The 16,133-nt window shown below is 74.5% G+C and carries 10 protein-coding genes; 5 read left to right on the top strand and 5 right to left on the bottom strand.

Annotated features, from left to right (window positions below):
* Positions 1–70: 70 nt before the first annotated feature.
* From IE313_RS15850 to IE313_RS15860, 3 genes are all read right to left on the bottom strand, one after another.
* Positions 71–481, bottom strand: a complete 411-nt coding sequence (locus tag IE313_RS15850; RefSeq protein ID WP_189932537.1) for an ATP-binding protein — start codon at positions 479–481, stop codon at positions 71–73.
* Positions 482–789: 308 nt separating this feature from the next.
* Positions 790–2,532 carry a pyruvate dehydrogenase gene (locus IE313_RS15855; RefSeq protein ID WP_189932539.1) on the bottom strand — a complete coding sequence of 581 codons (1,743 nt, stop codon included), beginning with the start codon at positions 2,530–2,532 and terminating at the stop codon, positions 790–792.
* Between the two features lie 110 nt (positions 2,533–2,642).
* Entirely contained in the window at positions 2,643–4,841 is a 2,199-nt protein-coding gene (locus IE313_RS15860) for a protein phosphatase 2C domain-containing protein (protein WP_189932541.1), read from the bottom strand.
* Between the two features lie 699 nt (positions 4,842–5,540).
* On the opposite strand from IE313_RS15860, the gene IE313_RS15865 reads away from it, so the two are divergent.
* From IE313_RS15865 to IE313_RS15875, 3 genes are all read left to right on the top strand, one after another.
* The gene (locus IE313_RS15865) at positions 5,541–6,020 is read left to right on the top strand and encodes a DUF456 domain-containing protein (protein ID WP_189932543.1); all 480 of its coding nucleotides are present in this window, start codon (positions 5,541–5,543) and stop codon (positions 6,018–6,020) included.
* A 329-nt stretch (positions 6,021–6,349) separates the two neighbouring features.
* Positions 6,350–6,724, top strand: coding sequence for a PPOX class F420-dependent oxidoreductase (locus IE313_RS15870; RefSeq protein WP_189932545.1), 375 nt, complete (start codon positions 6,350–6,352; stop codon positions 6,722–6,724).
* Positions 6,725–6,909: 185 nt separating this feature from the next.
* Complete coding sequence (locus IE313_RS15875; protein ID WP_189932547.1) at positions 6,910–8,295, top strand: bifunctional transcriptional activator/DNA repair enzyme AdaA; 1,386 nt, start codon at positions 6,910–6,912, stop codon at positions 8,293–8,295.
* 208 nt (positions 8,296–8,503) lie between these two features.
* Here IE313_RS15875 and rsgA read toward each other — a convergent pair whose 3' ends face one another.
* Both rsgA and IE313_RS15885 read right to left on the bottom strand, forming a co-directional pair.
* Entirely contained in the window at positions 8,504–9,589 is a 1,086-nt protein-coding gene (gene rsgA / locus IE313_RS15880) for a ribosome small subunit-dependent GTPase A (RefSeq protein WP_229924673.1), read from the bottom strand.
* Between the two features lie 409 nt (positions 9,590–9,998).
* Positions 9,999–11,390, bottom strand: coding sequence for a radical SAM protein (locus IE313_RS15885; RefSeq protein WP_189932551.1), 1,392 nt, complete (start codon positions 11,388–11,390; stop codon positions 9,999–10,001).
* Positions 11,391–11,641: 251 nt separating this feature from the next.
* On the opposite strand from IE313_RS15885, the gene IE313_RS15890 reads away from it, so the two are divergent.
* Positions 11,642–12,910, top strand: coding sequence for a D-arabinono-1,4-lactone oxidase (locus IE313_RS15890; RefSeq protein ID WP_189932553.1), 1,269 nt, complete (start codon positions 11,642–11,644; stop codon positions 12,908–12,910).
* A 56-nt stretch (positions 12,911–12,966) separates the two neighbouring features.
* Positions 12,967–15,972: a glycoside hydrolase family 2 TIM barrel-domain containing protein gene (locus IE313_RS15895; protein WP_189932555.1), complete on the top strand. Its 3,006-nt coding sequence runs from the start codon at positions 12,967–12,969 to the stop codon at positions 15,970–15,972.
* Positions 15,973–16,133: the final 161 nt, after the last annotated feature.

The following is a 16,133-nucleotide window of genomic DNA, read 5'->3' on the forward strand; positions in this document are numbered from 1 at the left end:
CGCGTGTGCCGTGTGCGGTGTGGCGTGTGCCACGTGTAGTGCGTGAGGTGCGCCGTGTCCGGCCGGCCGGTCACCCGCCGTCGGCGTCGAGCTCGAACCACACCACCTTCCCGCTGCCCTGCGCCCGCACTCCCCAGGCATTGGCCAGCGACTGAACGAGCAGCAGGCCCCGTCCGTTCGTGCCCTCGTCCGCGCCGGGCGCTCTCGGCCTGGGGACGCGGTCCACGAAGTCCTTGACCTCCACCCGCAGGACGTGCGGCCCGACGGTGGCCGTCAGGACGGCCTCGTCGTCCGTGTGGACCAGGGCGTTGGTGATCAGCTCCGTGGTGAGCAGCTCTGCTGTTTCGGACCGTCCCGGCTTCCCCCAGTGCTCCAGCAGGGCCCGCAGCGCATGCCGTGTGTCGGGAACCGCCTGGAGATCAGCGCGTCCCAGCCTGCGCCTCAGCCTTGTCCGCTCAGTGTCCCGTGCTTCCCTTGCCATGTCCCCCGTCCACACGTTGCTACCGGTCCTTCCCCCTGAATGCCCCCTCGAACAGGTACACGAGATGCATGCCCCACCCGGTGTGCTGCACTCATGTCCTTTCATGGGACACCCAAGGCGTCACGGGACAGTCATGATCAGGTCATGGAAAGTCATGGTCGCGTACCAACTTGGGACGGCACGGGAAAGCGGCCACGAGCGGGATCCGGAGCGTTTCGGGCAGGGCTCGCCGTACCGCTCCGGATCATGGTTGTGCCGGGGAATTTCTGACCTGAAACGTTCAGGGCCCTGAAAGAAAGCCCGCGAGGTCAGGGACGGGGGACATTCCGCAGATTGGAGCGCGCCATCTGGACCATCCGGCCGACGCCGCCGTCCAGCACCATCTTCGACGCGGAGAGCGCGAATCCGGTGACCATGTCGGCGCTGATCCGCGGTGGAATGGAGAGCGCATTCGGGTCGGTGACCACGTCCACCAGGGCGGGCCCGTCGTGTGCGAAGGCGTCCTTCAGCGCGCCTGCCAGTTGTTTCGGCTTCTCCACCCGCACCCCGTACGCCCCGCAGGCCCGGGCCACCGCGGCGAAGTCAGGATTGTGATTGGTCGTGCCGTGCGCGGGCAGACCGGCGACGAGCATTTCCAGCTCGACCATGCCGAGCGAGGAATTGTTGAAAAGGACGATCTTCACGGGCAGCCCGTACTGGACCAGCGTGAGGAAGTCACCCATCAGCATCGAGAAACCGCCGTCGCCCGCCATGGCCACCACCTGGCGGTTCCGGTCCGTGAACTGCGCACCGATGGCCTGGGGCAGGGCGTTCGCCATGGAGCCGTGCGAGAAGGAGCCGATGATGCGGCGCCGTCCGTTCGGCGTGATGTAGCGGGCCGCCCACACATTGCACATTCCGGTGTCCACGGTGAAGACCGCATCGTCCGCGGCCAGCTCGTCCAGGACGGACGCCACGTACTCCGGGTGAATCGGAACGTGCCGCTCCACCTTCCTGGTGTACGCCTTCACCACGCCCTCCAGGGCGTCCGCGTGCTTCTTCAGCATCCTGTCGAGGAAGCGGCGGCTCGTCTTCGGAGAGACCTTGGGGGTGAGGCAGCGCAGCGTCTCGCGGACATCTCCCCACACGGCCAGGTCGAGCTTGGTCCGCCGGCCGAGGTGCTCCGGCCGTACGTCGACCTGGGCGATGCGCACGTCGTCGGGCAGGAACGCGTTGTACGGGAAGTCGGTGCCCAGGAGGATCAGCAGATCGCACTCGTGGGTGGCCTCGTACGCGGCGCCGTAGCCCAGCAGACCGCTCATTCCGACGTCGAAGGGGTTGTCGTACTGGATGAACTCCTTGCCGCGCAGGGCGTGCCCCACCGGCGACTTGATCTTCTCGGCGAACTCCATGACCTCCGCGTGCGCACCGGCCGTGCCACTGCCGCAGAACAGGGTGACGCGGTCGGCCTCGTCGATCATCGCGGCCAGCTTCTCGATCTCCTCGTCGCCGGGCCTGGCGGTGGGGCGCGAGGTGACCAGGGCGTGCTCCGCGGCCTGCTCCGGGGCCGGCTCGGCCGCGATGTCCCCGGGCAGCGAGACCACGCTCACCCCGGACCGGCCCACCGCGTGCTGGATGGCCGTCTGGAGCAGGCGCGGCATCTGCCGGCGGTTGGAGATCAGCTCGCTGTAGTGGCTGCACTCGCGGAACAACTGGTCGGGGTGGGTCTCCTGGAAGTAGCTGAGTCCGATCTCGCTGGAGGGGATGTGCGAGGCGAGCGCGAGAACCGGCGCCATCGAGCGGTGCGCGTCGTACAGCCCGTTGATCAGGTGGAGGTTGCCCGGGCCGCAGGACCCCGCGCAGGCGGTCAGGTGGCCGGTGACCTGGGCCTCGGCCCCTGCGGCGAAGGCGGCGGTCTCCTCGTGCCTGACGTGGATCCACTCGATCCCCGAGTGCCGTCGGACCGCGTCCACGACGGGGTTCAGGCTGTCGCCCACCACCCCGTACATGCGGGTGACCCCGGCGCGCACCAGGATGTCGACGAACTGCTCCGCGACGTTCTGCTTGGCCATGGTTTCGGGCAACTCCTCGGTGGATCCTTCGTGCCGCCCGGCCGGGCGGCACCGCTGAAGACCATGGTTGACACACATGGGCCCCCTACGCCTCCCCCGACACCGGGGTCCTACGCGTCCCACACGCCGACGGCCGTCCGGTCGTCGGCGTAGCCCTTCACCCTGACTTGGGTGTCCGCGAGGAACTCCGCGAGCCCGGGCGGTCCGCCGCGCGTCCAGCGGGTGGCGAAGTGCTCGACGAGCGCCGGGGCACCGCGCAGCGGCTCCGCGAGGCCCGCGCTGCACATCAGCAGGACGTCACCGCGGGCCCCCGCGGCGGCGTGGAAGCGGAAGGCCGGGCGGGCCGGCTCGGGCACGGGCTCGTACGGACCCGCCGGTGCCGTGGTGCCGAGCCGCATGGTGCGCGGGTCGCCGTCGATCGGCCGCGCGGGCATCGCGCCGGGCCCCGGCACGACGTTCCGCGGCTCCTGCGGCGGCCCCGGCTCGATGTCCTGCCAGGCGCCGCCGCGCAGCCGGAAGAGACCGCCGGGCCCGACGCCGAAGAACACCCGCATCCGGCAGCGCGGATCGGCCGGCAGCAGCAGGCACCGCAGGGTCGCCGCGTACTCCCCGGGCCCGGCCCCGGACTCCGCAGCCCGGCTCCTGGCCCTGCCGAGGCAGCGGTCGGTCAGCCGGTGCAGCCCGGCCTTGAGCGCGCCGCGGCGCCCCGCTGCCATGTCCTCCGCGAGGCCGCGGTGGTGGCGGCCGACGAACCTGCCGATCTCCTGGCAGACCTCCGCGGCGGCCCGGTGCGCGCCCTCGGCGGCCCGGGCCCCGGTGGCCACGGCGACCAGCACCAGCGCACGCTCACCCGTGCCGAAGCGCGCGGTGAGCAGGGAGTCGCGGCGCGGCTCGCCCCGGTAGCGCGCCGAGTCACCGCGCATCGACACCGCGCGCACGGTGCAGGCGCCGTACCGAGCGCCGTCCAGCACGGTGTCGGCGACCAGCTCGCCCAGGTGCTCGGGGTCGGCCGCGGGGAGCGCGGTGGGCTCGGCGTCGTACGTGGGCGGCCGGTCGCCCACGTGGCGGACGGCGGGGGTGGGCGGCCCACCGGCCGGGAGCGCCCACTCCTCGACGTCCTCGGTGTCCTCGGCGTCCTCGGCGTCGGCTTCGGAAAAGGCCGAAATTCGGGGGGTCGGGACGGGGGGCTGCTGTGGCGGTCGGGAAGCGGGTGGGTGATGCGGCCCGGGTACCGCCGGGCCTGCACCGGGTGCGGTGGGACTCGGACCGGGTGCGGTGGGACTCGGACCGGGCGGTGCCGGGTTCGGGGTGGGCGCGGCGGGGCCCCGGGGTGGCGGGGCGGGGTGGTCGGGGGTGTCGGCCGGCGGGCGTCCGGTGGTGGGCGGCGACTGCCAGGGGGCCGCGGTGGCGGGCTGGCCGAGGTCGGGGGTGGACGGCCGGTGGGGCGGTCCGGAGGGGGCAGCGGTCTCGGCGGTGCCCGGGGCGGGGGCCGGGGCCCTGCCGGTGCGTGCGTCGGGGACGGGGACCTCGCCGGCGGGCGGGGCGGGCTCGGAGCCGGGACCCGGAGCGCGGTCCTCGTCGGGGCCAGGGCCGGGAGCGCGGTCCTCGTGGGGCCCGGGGGCCGCGGACGGGGATGGGGCAGGCCGGTTCGCGGGGGCGGCGGGGCCCGGGGCGGGGGCACCGGGGGCGGCCGGGGGGCGCGGTGGCTCCCACGGTTTGCCGGGTGGCTCCCACAGGGTGTCCGCGGGATCCGGGATGTCCGCGATCAGGGCCTCGCTCGGCATCGGCGGAGGCGGTGAGACCGCCGCGGTGGCGGCGGAGCCCGCGGGGTCGTAGGCGGGCGGCTCGTACTCCGGGGGCTCGTACGGCGGCGGCTCGTAGGCCGGCGGCTCGTACGGGGGCGCCTCGAAGGGCAGGGCCGGATCGTCGGTGAGGGCGAAGGCGGGGCTGTCGGCGCGGGTCGGCGACTCCGGCAGGCGGGGCGACCGGACGGTGGGCGGCTCGGGAAGGTGCGGCGCCTGCGGAGCGTCCGGGGTGCGCGGAGCGGCCGGGCCCCCGCGGGTGCCCGGCCGCTCGGGGCCGGCGGGCTGTCCGGGCTGTCCGGAGGGCAGGCGCGGGTCCGGGACGGGCGCGTTCTCGGGGGTGTCCGGTGCCGTGGGCGGCTGGTTCACCGCGGTGCAGGCCGAGGCGAAGCGGTCGTCTAGGGTGTCGCCGGCGCGGGTGGGTCCCGTGTCGTCGGCGGCGCCGTCGTACAGGTCGCCCCACCAGTCGTCCTCGTGGCCCGAACGCCTCTCCCCCTGCTGACTCATGACCTTAATTGTCCACCGCGCAGGCGGTCGGAAAACGAAGCGGAGGGAAAAACCCGCGGCGTGGCGCGCCCCCGGCGTGAGAAGACCGCCGGGCGACCCCACCCCCCACGGGAGAGCCGCCCGGCGGTCGCCGGTGTGACCTGGGCCCGCCTCTGTCGTGCCCGACAGGCCCGGATCACGGTCTGGGCGGCGGCAGCACCGTATGCATGCGTCAGTCCCCCGAACGGGTGACCCGACCGGCCCAAGCGTCCTATGCGGAAGCATTGTCGTCGAGTCCACCTCGGCGCGTCCACGTGGTCCACGTCCTGAGCACGGCATGATGCGCCACGCTGAGCACCTATCACGATAGTTTTCCGCCATAGGCGCAGCGAAACGGAACCTCGGGGTACGGATTCGCGTCGTTGCCTTCCGGAGATGTGTGTCCGCTGACCGGTGCCGTGTGCCCGTTCGCCCCGCACGTACGCGCGCCGGATCTGCGCATCCGCCGGCCGTGTGACGCGGTGGAGCCCGTGGAGCTGGGCGGCACGGGGAGGCGCCGGGCCGCGTACGCCGGCGCACACGGCCCCCCGCGTGCTCTGCGCCCGTGGCCACGTGCGCCGGCGTAGGACACCCCGTGCGCACCGGGCGCACCGTGTGGCCGGTGGCGCCGCCGCCCGTTCATCCCCTGCGGTGTGCCGTGTTCTCCTGCACCCTGGGCAGATGGGAGTGTGGGAGCTCCTGCTGGTCGGCCTCGTCATGCTGCTCGGCCTCTGCGGGGTGCTGGTACCCGGTGTGCCGGGGCCGTGGCTGGTGTGGGCCTCGGTGCTGTGGTGGGCGCTCCAGGACCGCACGACGCTCGCGGGCCTCGTGCTCGCGGGCGCCACCCTCGTCCTGCTGGTGGCCCAGGCCGTGCGCTGGCAGTTGCCGCCGCGCCGTCTCAGACAGGGCGTGGTCACCCACCGGCTGGCGGTACGCGCCGGTGCGGGCGCGCTCATCGGGTTCTGCGTGCTCCCGGTGATCGGGGCGATCCCGGGCTTCGTCGCCGGGATCTACCTGGCGGAACGGGTCCGTCTCGGCGGGCACGGCGCGGCGGCCGCGGCGACCAGAGCGGTGCTGCGGGCCGGCGGCTGGAGCGTCCTGACCGAACTCTTCGCCTGCCTGCTGATCATGGGGGCGTGGCTGGCGGCGCTGTCCGCCTGACGGGCGGCACGGCACGGCACCGGCGGGACCCACGGGGCGGACCAAACAGGACGGCTCCCACGGCGGGACTCGGACGGACAGGGACCGGATGCACCGGAGACACCGGGCGCACCGGAGACACCGGGCGCACCGGAGACACCGAGACACCGGAAGCACCGCGCGGACCGGGCGCACCTGGCGGACCGGGCGGACCGGGAGCGCTGTAAGGGGCCGGCACCTCCGGGTCCCGCGCCGCGCTCGGCCCCGACCGGCCCGACCGGCCCCCGCCCCCGTGCCGTGCTCCCGTGCCTCCCCGTGCCGAGGCCGCCGCCGCGTGGCACGCTCGGTCCATGGTGGAGTTCAGCGAAGCGGAACGCGCCTACCTCCGGTCCCAGCGGCTCGGGAGGATGGCGACCGTCGACCCGCACGGCCGGCCCCAGGCGAACCCGGTCGGGTTCTTCCCCCAGGACGACGGCACGATCCTGATCGGCGGCCGTGCGATGGGCGCCACGAAGAAATGGCGCAACCTGCGGGCCAACCCCGGCATCGCGCTCGTCGTCGACGACATCGCGAGCCTCGACCCCTGGCGGGTACGGGGCGTGGAGGTCCGCGGCGAGGCCGAATTGCTCACCGGGCCCCACGAGCTGGGGCCGCGGTTCAGCCCCGAGGTCATCCGGATCCATCCGCGCCGGATCCTGAGCTGGGGCCTGGAGGACGCCTCCTAGCGCCTCCCGCCCCGGCCGCCCGCTGTCCCGGCCCCTCTCCCCGGGCCCGGCCCGTCCGGTCCGTCCGGCCCCTCCAGGCCCCCGGCCCGCTCGCCCTTGGGAGCCGCGGCCCTGCCGGCCGCCGGACCCGGCCCTCCGGCTCCCTGTCCGATTCCCGCCGGAACGACGCCCTCCGGCGCCGCAGAATGGGCGGTGTGACCGACGAGGAGACCAGGTACGAGGCGGTGCGCAGCAGGGATGCCCGCTTCGACGGGGAGTTCTTCTTCGCCGTCGAGACGACCGGCATCTACTGCCGTCCCAGTTGCCCCGCCGTCACGCCGAAACGCGCGAACGTCCGCTTCTACGCCACCGCGGCCGCCGCCCAGCGCTCCGGCTTCCGCGCCTGCCGCCGCTGCCGCCCGGACGCCGTGCCCGGCTCGGCGGCGTGGAACGTGCGCGCCGATGCCGTGGGCCGTGCCATGCGCATGATCAATGACGGCGTGGTGGACCGCGAAGGCGTCGCCGGGCTCGCGGCCCGCCTCGGCTACAGCGCCCGGCAGGTGCAGCGCCAGCTCACCGCGGAGCTGGGCGCGGGCCCCGTCGCGCTCGCGCGCGCCCGGCGCGCCCACGCCGCGCGCGTGCTGCTGCAGACGACCGCGGTGCCGATCACGGAGATCGCGTTCGCGGCGGGGTTCGCGAGCGTACGGCAGTTCAACGACACCGTCCGTGCCGTCTACGGCGTCACCCCGACCCAACTGCGCAGGTCCGCCGGGACCCGCCGGCCCGCCGCCCGGCACGCGCCGGCGGCGCCCGGCGCCGCCGGCATCCCGTTGCGCCTGTCCTACCGGGGCCCCTACCGCGCGGGGCCCGTCTTCGACCTGCTCGCCGAGGAGGCCGTCCGCGGCGTCGAGGAGGTGACCGGCGCTCCGGGCGCCCGCACCTACCGCCGCACTCTGCGCCTGCCGTACGGCACCGCGGTCGCGGCCGTCGACGAGGGCACGCCCGCGGCTCCCGGCGGCTGGCTCGACGCCCGGCTGCACCTCACCGACCTGCGCGACCTGACGACCGCCGTGCAGCGCCTGCGGCGGCTCTTCGACCTGGACGCGGACCCGTACGCCGTCGACGCGCGGCTCGCCGCGGACCCCGCACTCGCACCGCTCGTCACGGCCCGCCCCGGGCTGCGCTCACCGGGCGCCGCCGACCCGGAGGAGATGGCGGTGCGCGCACTCGTGGGGCCCGCGGGGGCCGAGCGGCTCGTACGGAGCCACGGCAAGCTGCTGGACGCGCCGTACGGCACCCTCACGCATCTCTTCCCAGAGTCCGCCGCCCTCGCCGCGGCCGAGCCCGACGGGCCGCTCGGCGCCCTGACCGCCGCACTCGCCGACGGGGTGCTGCGGCTCGACGCAGGCGCCGACCGGGAGGCCGCCCGGGAGGTGCTGCGCGGCCTGCCGGGCGTGAGCGCCCGCACGGTCGCGGACATCCGCGTCAGGGCCCTCGGCGAGCCCGACGTGGCCCCGCCCGGCGTCACCGCCCCTGGCGCCTGGCGCCCGTGGCGCTCCTATGCCGGACGCCACCTCCGCACGGCGGCGTGAGCGGCGGCCCCTGGCCGGGCCGCCGCACGTCCGCCCCGGCCGCCGCGCCACGACCGGCCGGGCACCCGGGCCGACCGGCACCGCGGGCCCCCGGCACGGGACCGCTCCTCGGGTGTCCCACCGCCGGGCGGAAAGGGGTGCGGCGGACCGGGCCGGAATCGCGACCGGGACCGGGACCGGCTCCCGGGAACCGCCGGCGGGAGCGGCCCTACCGGAGCCGGCCCCGCTTGGCCTCGCTCGCCGCGCGTCCCTGCGCGCCACGGAGCTTCCACTGGCGCCTCAGCTCCGCCCGTGCCCGTGCGTCCGTCTTCGCCACGATCCGCTCGTTCTCGCGCAGCAGCTTCCGGTACGAGTCGAGCCGCCGCCCCGGCAGCGTGCCGTCCGCCACCGCGGCCAGTACCGCGCAGCCCGGTTCCGCGAGGTGCGCGCAGTCGTGGAACCTGCACGACCCCGCCAGTTCCTCGATCTCGGAGAAGACCTGGCCGACGCCCGTCCCGGCGTCCCAGAGCCCCACGCCGCGCAGACCGGGCGTGTCGATGAGGACGCCGCCGCCGGGCAGCACCAGCAGGTTGCGGGTCGTCGTGGTGTGCCGGCCCTTGCCGTCCACCTCCCGGACGTCCTGCACCTCCATCACGTCGTCGCCGAGCAGCGCGTTCGCCAGCGTCGACTTGCCGGCGCCGGACTGCCCGAGCAGCACGCTCGTCGTGCCCGCGACCACCGCCGCGAGTACGTCCACGCCCTCACCGGTCGCCGCGCTGACCGGCAGCACCTGCACCCCGGGCGCCGCCGTCCCGGCGTCCTGCACCAGGTGCTCCCTGACCACCGGGTGCGGCACCAGGTCGGCCTTGGTGAGCACCAGCACCGGCTGCGCTCCGGACTCCCAGGCCAGCGCGGTGAACCGCTCGACACGGTCCAGGTCGAGTTCGGCGGCCAGGGAGACCGCGATGAGGGCGTGGTCGACGTTGGCCGCGAGGATCTGCCCCTCGGACCGCCTGGAGGAGGTGGAGCGTACGAACGCGGTGCGCCGCGGCAGGTAGTCCCTGACGAACCGGGGGCTTCCTGCGGGCTCCACGGCGGCCCAGTCGCCGGTGCAGATCACCCGCAGCGGGTCGTGGGGCGTGACGAAGGAGGTGTCGGCCCGCAGTGTCCCGCCGGGGGTGAGCACGTCGCACTGGCCGCGGTCGACGCGCACCACCCGGCCGGGCAGCAGGCCCTGGGCGGCGTACGGGGCGAAGGCGGTGGCCCACGCGTCGTCCCAGCCGTAGGGGGCGAGCGCGGTGTCGATGTCGTTCAAGGGGAGACCCTTCACGCAGGGGCGGCCCCGGCGCCGCGCGCACAGGCGCGGCTTGGCGCTGCTCAGGCAGCGGTTCGAAGGCGGCCGGGAGCCACGGGGGTGGACAGGAGGTACTTCCTGGTGCGGACAGCGCCCGTCTCGGAGACAGCCATCGGTCACACCTCCCTGTCCTGCGCTCGGTCTGCGGTGCACGCACGGGTGCGCACGCCCGGTACGGCGGGCCGCGCCCGCCGTGGGGAACGCACGAACCCTAGCCCGGCGGGTCCGTGCGCCGCCAACGTTTTTCCGTCGCCGCCGCGGGCCTTCGGGCCCGGCCCGGCCGGGCCGCGACCACCGCCGTGCCCGACCGGCTCCCGTCCGGCTCCCGGCCGGTCCGAAGGCCCTGCTCAGCCGGCTCGAAAGGCCGGGCTCAGCCCCCGGCCGGAGCCTCGTCGTGGGCGGCGGGCGCCGCCTCGTCGGCACCCGGCAGGCTGTCCATGAACGAGCTCACCGAGAACACCGCACGCCCGGCGCCCGGCAGACCGTAGCCGGGCGGCGAGGAGAGGCCGTACTCGTCCATGGTGGCGCGGTAGGCCTGGAGCAGCCTGATGTGGTATTCGAGCGGCGCGCCCTGCGGGTTGGCCTTGCCGAGCGGGGTGGTCGGCTCGGGGCACCAGGTGGTGAAGCGGGGGGTGATGCCGCGGGACATGAAGAACCTGAGGCCCTCGGTGGTGGAGTCGATCGCCTCGTCGACCGTGGTGAAGCCGAACGGCTCGGCCATCTCGACACCGGCCACGAAGTTGGGGATCACGTTGCGCGGCCCGAACACCTCGGCGGAGTCCAGGATGCGGCGGTGCCACTCGTCACGGCCGACGTAGCGCTCCTTGCCCGGGCAGTACAGCTCGAACAGGCGGCGGTCCCACACCTCGAAGTTGGGGTGGTAGATCTGCACGCCGTGGTCCTTGAAGCGCTGCACGTCCGCCTTCGGCAGCGCCTGGGCGACGACCTTGCCGATCCAGCGGCCCGGGAAGCGCTCCTCGATGGCCTGCGCGTACTGGCCGTAGAACTCGGCCTCGTCCTTGCCGCCGATGTGGGAGGTGATCGCGCCCCCGGTGAGCGTGTAGGCGGTGGACGCCTTCGCGGTGTCGTACCGGTCGATGATCTCCAGCGCCTCCAGGACCTCCTCGACGGGCTTCACACCGGTGTAGGGGCGCCCCGCGGCCTTGTGCTGGCGCCAGTTGTGGTTGATGTCGCAGTACTGGCACTCCTCCTTGGCGCCGAAGTACTGGCAGACGCGGAAGACGGTCAGGTAGATCAGGTAGCCCCACTGGATGGTGGGCGCGACCTCCATCACCGACTTCCCGTTGGCGAGGGTGTGCCGGTAGTAGTCCGGCATCGGCGGCACGCCGACGTCGGCGATCCGCCTGCCGTCCAGGTAGAGCCCGAGCATGCCGTCGTCCGAGGCGGCCACCCGGTACGGCGAGCCCGGGTTGACCCGTACCGACACCACGGTGCGGCGCAGGTCGTAGGGGCCGCCGGTGAGGACGATCTCCTCGGGCGGCCGGCGCAGCGCGGCCTCGCCCAGTTCCGGCAGGGTGCCGTGGTCGAAGGAGAAGATGAAGTAGGACTTGGGCTTGACCTCTCCGTTCTCGTTGTCGCTGAGTGCGGAGTCGTCGAAGGCGACGCCGCCGCGCAGCAGGTCCTCCTTCAGGACGGCCTCCCGCGGCACTCCGGGGAACCGCTCCATCAGTTCCTCGACCAGTGCGGTGCGGTGCTCCGGCCGTGTCCGTGACGTCCCCGGCCCGGTGCGGGTGACACTCATCGCTTCTCCTCGCTTCCTGCGGTGTGCGCGGTCCCTGCCACGCCCGCGCACGCCTCTCACGGTATGCCCCCGCCGTCCGGCGCCCCGCCAGGGGCGCGGGAAACGGCACGCGCGGGCGGGGCACCGGCCGGTGTCCCGATACGACCGCAACCGCCCCTTCGGCCCCCGGGGACCCCTGCGCACCCCCATGACGGACAATGGCGCACGTACCACGCGCACCAGCATGCGCACGGCGGCAGTGAGGGGCTTCGATGACCGACGGCATACGGGCCGTGACGAACTGGGCGGGCAACATCACGTTCTCGGCACGTGAGGTCGCCTCGCCCGGCTCGCTCGGCGCACTGCGTGAGCTGGTGGCCGCGAGCAGACGCGTGCGCGTCCTGGGCAGCGGTCACTCGTTCAACGAGATCGCCGACACCGACGGGGTGCTGCTGTCGCTGGCCGCCCTGCCGGCCGAGGTCGACGTGGACACCGCGGCGCGCACGGTACGGGTGTCGGGCGGGGTGCGCTACGCCGAGCTGGCCCGCCGGGTCCACGCACAGGGGCTCGCGCTGCACAACATGGCGTCGCTGCCGCACATCTCCGTCGCCGGCTCGGTGGCCACCGGCACCCATGGCTCCGGCATCGCCAACGGATCCCTGGCGTCGGCCGTCCGTGCGGTGGAGCTGGTCGCGGCGGACGGCTCGACGCGCACGCTGCGCCGCGGCGAGGACCGGTTCGACGGGGCGGTGGTGTCCCTGGGCGCGCTCGGCGTGGTGACCGCACTGACGCTCGACCTGGAGCCCGCGTACGAGATGCGCCAGGACGTCTACACCGGGTTGCCGCTGGCGGAGCTGGACTTCGAGGCGGTGGCGTCGGCCGCGTACAGCGTGAGCCTGTTCACGGACTGGCGTGCGCCGCGCTTCAACCAGGTGTGGTTGAAGCGGCGCGTGGACGCCGCGGGCCCGCCCGCGCCACCGCCGGCCGGCCTGACGTGGACGCCGGCCACCGAGCCGCAGCACCCGGTGCCCGGGATGCCCGCGGTCAACTGCACCCCGCAGCTCGGCGCCGTCGGCCCCTGGCACGAGCGGCTGCCGCACTTCCGCGCCGAGTTCATGCCGAGCAGCGGCGCCGAGTTGCAGTCCGAGTACCTGCTGCCCCGGGCCCATGCGACGGAGGCGCTGCACGCCCTGGACCGCATCCGCGGGACGCTGGCCCCGGTGCTCCAGATCTGCGAGGTGCGCACCGTCGCGGCCGACCGCCAGTGGCTCAGCCCGGCGTACGGCCGCGACACGGTGGCGCTGCACTTCACCTGGGTGCAGGACACCGCGGCCGTGCTGCCCGTCGTCGCGGCGCTGGAGGACCGCCTCGCGCCCTTCGAGGCCCGGCCGCACTGGGGCAAGGTCTTCACCGTCGCGCCCGAGGTGCTGCACGCCCGCTATCCGCGGCTCGCGGACTTCGCCGCGCTGGCCGCGGCGCTCGACCCGTCCGGCACGTTCCGCAACCGGTTCCTGGACAGGATCCTGTCAGGGGGGTCTTGATCCACGCGGTCCTCTCGGGTGGGGTGGTGTCGTCACTCCGCAGCACGAGGAGACCGATGGCAATCGAGCACGACACCGTCTTCGCCGCCCCCGGGGCCGTCCCCGGACCCGGGGGCACCCGTTCCGACGACACCACCGGCGACCGGCCCCGCGCGGGCCTGCCCTACTACGAGGACGTCTCACCGGGCCGCGGCTGCCTGCCGCCGCGCGCCTGGTACGCCGGCTCCGACGCCGCCGTCCTCCCGCTCGACGGCGACTGGCGCTTCAGGCTGTCCGCCACCGCCGACGCCCACGACACGGCCTTCGCCCTGCCCGGCCACGACACCTCCGGCTGGTCCACGGTCGCGGTGCCGGGCCACTGGGTGCTCCAGGGCGGCGGCGCGTTCGGCGCCCCGGCCTACACCAATGTGGACTACCCCTTCCCGGTGGACCCGCCGCGCGTGCCCACGGCCAACCCCACCGGCGACCACCTGCACACCTTCGACCTCCCCGACGGCTGGCCGGACGGGCCCGCGGTGCTCAGGTTCGAGGGCGTGGAGTCCTGCGCACGCGTCTGGCTCAACGGCACGGAGCTGGGCGAGTTCAAGGGGTCCAGGCTGCCGCACGAGTTCGCGGTCGACACGCTGCTCAAGCCGTCGGGCAACGTGCTCGCGGTCCGTGTCCACCAGTGGTCGTCCGGGTCGTACCTGGAGGACCAGGACCAGTGGTGGCTGCCCGGCATCTTCCGCGAGGTGACCCTGCTGCACCGGCCCGACGGCACCGCGGCGGACTTCTTCGTGCACGCCTCCTACGACCACCTCGGCGGCACCGGAACGCTGCGCGTCGACGCCTCGGTACCGGGCCGCGTCACCGTCCCCGAGCTGGGCGTCGACTGCGCGGCGGGAGAGAGCGTCACGGTCGCGGTGCGGCCCTGGACGGCCGAGACGCCCCGGCTGTACGACGGCGAGCTGGCCACCGCCGGGGAGCGGATCCCGCTGCGCATCGGCTTCCGCACGGTGCTGGTCGAGGACGGCCTGATCAAGGTCAACGGCCGGCCGATCCTGCTGCGCGGCGTCAACCGCCACGAGTTCCACCCGGACACCGGCCGCACCGTCGACGCGGACACCATGCGCCGCGACGTCCTGCTGATGAAGCAGCACAACATCAACGCCGTCCGCACCTCCCACTACCCGCCGCACCCGGCGTTCCTGGCCCTCTGCGACGAGCTGGGCCTGTGGGTGATCGACGAGTGCGACCTGGAGACCCACGGCTTCTGCCGCGACGACTGGCGGCGCAACCCGGTCGACGACGACCGCTGGACCCCGGCGCTGCTGGACCGCGCCGCCCGCATGGTGGAGCGCGACAAGAACCACCCGAGCGTGATCTTCTGGTCGCTCGGCAACGAGTGCGGCACCGGCGCGGGCCTGACCGCGATGGCCGACTGGATCCGCGGCCGCGACCCGGACCGGCTGCTGCACTACGAGGGCGACAGGTCGAGCAGGGACACCGACGTCTACTCGCGGATGTACGCGGACCACGCCGAGGTCGACGCGATCGGCAAGCGCGCGGACGACGGCCCCGAGCGGCGCCGCGCGCTGCCGTTCGTGCTGTGCGAGTACGGGCACGCCATGGGCAACGGGCCGGGCGGGCTCCTGGAGTACCAGCGGCTCTTCGAGACCCACCCGCGCTGCCAGGGCGGGTTCGTCTGGGAGTGGATCGACCACGGCCTGAGCCACCCGGACCTCGGCTACGCCTACGGCGGCGACTTCGGCGAGGAACTGCACGACGGCACCTTCGTCTGCGACGGGCTGCTCTTCCCCGACCGGACCCCCTCCCCCGGTCTGACCGAGTACAAGAAGGTCATCGAACCGGTCCGCATCGACGGCGACGGCGTCCGCGGCACGGTCCGCGTCACCAACGGCCACGACTTCGCCGACCTGGGCCACCTCGCCTTCACCTGGTCCTACGAGGTCGACGGCGAGGCCGTGGCGAGCGGCGACCTCGGGGTGCCGGCGCTCGCACCGGGCGAGAGCGCCGAGTGCGCCCTGCCTCCGGTGCCCGCCGCGGCACCGGCGTCCGGCGGTGAACGGCACTGGACGGTGCGGGCCGTGCTCGCCCGGGACACCGCCTGGGCGGCGCGGGGCCACACGGTGGCGTGGGGGCAGTGGGCCGCGACGCCCCGGGTGCCGGTGGTCCCGGCGCGCGGGGACCGGCCCGTGCGGGCCGGGCTGGACGCGGCGGGGCGCGAGGTGGTCGCGCTCGGCCCCGGCGTCTTCGACGCGCGTACGGGCGCGGTGCTGCGGATCGGGGACGTGCCCGTGAAATGGCTCGGGCTCGATGTGTGGCGGGCGCCCACCGACAACGACGGCGGCTCGCCCGGCGGACCGCCCGCCGCGCTCGTCGGCAGGCAGTGGCGCCGGATCGGCCTGCACCGCGTGCAGCACCGGCTGGACGGGGTGGGCACGGACGAGGGGCCCCACCCGGCCCTCGTCGTGCGCACCCGGGTGGCACCCGCGGCCGCACAGCTCGCCCTGGCCACCGAGTACCGCTGGACCGCGGGCGGCGGCCGGCTCACGCTGACCGTCTCGGTCACGCCCGAGGGCAACTGGCAGGTGCCGCTGCCCAGGCTCGGGGTGCGGTTGGGGATCCCGGCCGGGTACGGGCGGGTGAGCTGGTTCGGCGGCGGGCCCGGGGAGGCGTACCCGGACACCCGTACGGCGGCCCGGCTGGGGCGCTGGACGGCCGGGGTCGACGAGCTCCAGACGCCGTACGTGCACCCGCAGGAGAACGGCGCACGCACGGACGTGCGGTGGGTGGAGTTCACCGGTGGACGCGCCGCACCCGGCGGGCTGCGGGTGGCGGCGGAGCCGGTCTGCTCCTTCGCCGCCCGGCCCTGGACACCGCAGGCGCTCGACGCGGCCCGGCACCGAACGGACCTCGTCCCCGGCGACACCCTGTGGGTGAACCTCGACCACGGCGTCCAGGGCATCGGTTCCCAGTCGTGCGGCCCCGGTGTCCTGCCGCAGTACGAACTCACCGCGGCACCCGCGCAGTTCTCGTTCACGTTCGGGTCCGGGGGGTGACCAGCCTCCCCGTCCACCCGCCTACCGCCGCGTCCATCAGCCGGTCCCGGGGGTGAGGACGGCCCCGCCGGTGCGTCGGCGGGGCCGGGCCCGCCCCCAGCAGGGGGCGGGCCCGTTCCCACGCCCTGTCCGATCCGGCAGGGCCGGCCTCGCGCCCGGGG

Source organism: Streptomyces sulfonofaciens (assembly GCF_014656295.1).
Classification (GTDB): domain Bacteria; phylum Actinomycetota; class Actinomycetes; order Streptomycetales; family Streptomycetaceae; genus Streptomyces; species Streptomyces sulfonofaciens.